Genomic DNA, 2,060 nt, shown 5'->3' on the forward strand with positions numbered 1-2,060 from the left:
TGAAAAAATTATATTCACTCAAGTAATAAAAATTATCCCGAATTTTACTTGATTTTTCATTGGAAAAACCTGTTTTTCGGGATAATCAATAATTCGGGATAAGTGCAATGAGAGGGGCAAAGATTAATTTCTTTCCTCTACTCTATCGTTTATTTTTTTAGTTGTAAAAATAATCAAAGCTCCAGTTATTGTAACTATGTAAATAAACATAAACATATAATCTAAACCAAAAGTATCTTGTAAAATACCACCTAATACATTTCCTAAAGTTGAACCAATTCCTGATGTCATTATGCCAATTAATGTTTGACCAGCCAATTGATCTTTAGCATCAAGATTATAAGTAACATAATAAGTAATGACACCGGTAAATAAACCATAAGATAGTCCTTGAAACATCATCCCAATAATTAAAATAATTAAATTAGGCGCCAAGCAAACAGTAAAGTTTCTTAAAAGATAGAAAACAGAAGCAAGAACAATTAAAGTAACACTATTGAATCTTTTCATTAAGCGAGGAGCCATAGTAATAACTGGCAGTTCGCTAAAAGCCATGAAAAACATACATACCCCATATAATGAAGTGTTTCCACCAAGATTAGTAACAATATTGATTAGGTAAGTACCAATTGTGGTAGCTCCTGCAAACATGAAACAAAAACCAAGTAGTAAGAAAAATAAAATTTTATAGTTTTTAATTACTTGTAAAACGGAACCTTGTTTTTCTTTAGTTGTTTTAACATTCTTTTGTTCAGGCATGGTATATAATAAAATTAGTGCTAAAGCAATAAAGAAAAAATAACCAATTGATAAAATCCAAGGATCAACAAAAGAAATAACTTGTCCAAAGACAAAAGCGCTAGCAGCCCATGAAGCTGAACCAATTCCTCTAGCTAATCCAAAATTAACATATAAACCATCATTAATGTAGTTCATGGCAATCATAGTAAGCAAAGGAACAGTTGATAGCATCAAAGCGTACATTAATATATACAAAATCATTGCCATAAAAGCAGGCATTTTTATAAAGCTTAAAATTAAATAAACGATACCAACACCAACTGTAATATAAACAGTTAATTTTTTTATAGTAAGATTTTTTATTCGATCAACTAATGATGAAATAAATGGTGAAATAAAAATAGTACTAATACAAGAAATACCGGTAACAATCCCGATTTCAGTATTAGATAAGCCTAAGTATTGTAGAAAAATAGCAATAAATCCACTGATACAACAATAAGCAAACCAATAGAATAAATGGAGTAAATTATATCTTGTTTTTAGTTGCATGATAGTGTCCTTTCTATAATAATTAATTTTCTGATATTATTAATAAATATTTTATTAAAATAGGCAAGTTTTTTTTATATTTTGAAAAATTAATTTATCATTAGATTTACTCTTTACAATAAAAAAAATCTATGCTATTATTTGTTCGCATCCGAACAATAAAGTTCGTAACCGAATTAAAGGAGGGTGAATAATGTACAGTGATCCTGTAGGCCGCAGAATAAAAATAATTAATAATTTGATGAAAAGGTCAATGGATAAATTTTTTGGTCAACGTCCTGATCGAGCTACATTAATGCATACCTGGATTCTTGGTTTTTTACAAAACCGTCAAGACGCTGGAAAAGATACTTTTCAAAAGGATATTGAGGCTGAGTTTTCAATCAATCGTTCAACTACATCAGAAATGTTGAAATTGATGTGTAAAAACGGGATGATTTCCAGAGTCCCGGTTGATTATGATGCACGACTTAAAAAGATTGTTTTAACAGAACAAAGTTTAAAATTCAATCGGGAATTAAGTCGTAAAATGAACGAACTTGATAAAATATTAATAAAGGGTTTATCTGAAAGCGAAGTAGAGACATTTTTAAAACTTTGCGACAAATTAATTGATAATTTAAATGAAAGTTTATAAGTTATCAAAAAAATTTTTGTGAAAGACAAACTATTAAATGTCAATAAATAAATTAAATTTTTAAAATTTATTGCTTTAGCAGGCATTTGTCTTGACTAAGAGGTGAATCCTCTATAAAAATCCTCTTTCT

General features: G+C 28.3%; 2 protein-coding genes. One reads left to right on the forward strand and one right to left on the reverse strand.

Annotated features, from left to right (window positions below):
- Positions 1–123 precede the first annotated feature (123 nt).
- Positions 124–1,293 (reverse strand): MFS transporter, encoded by a 1,170-nt coding sequence (locus B5F09_RS14410; RefSeq protein WP_239404360.1) that lies wholly within the window; start codon positions 1,291–1,293, stop codon positions 124–126.
- Between the two features lie 193 nt (positions 1,294–1,486).
- Here B5F09_RS14410 and B5F09_RS14415 point away from each other — a divergent pair, with 193 nt between their 5' ends.
- The gene (locus tag B5F09_RS14415) at positions 1,487–1,930 is read left to right on the forward strand and encodes a MarR family winged helix-turn-helix transcriptional regulator (RefSeq protein WP_087375016.1); all 444 of its coding nucleotides are present in this window, start codon (positions 1,487–1,489) and stop codon (positions 1,928–1,930) included.
- Positions 1,931–2,060 lie beyond the last annotated feature (130 nt).

Origin of the sequence: Erysipelatoclostridium sp. An173, from assembly GCF_002160495.1 — a bacterium.
Classification (GTDB): Bacteria; Bacillota_I; Bacilli_A; order Erysipelotrichales; family Coprobacillaceae; genus Thomasclavelia; species Thomasclavelia merdavium.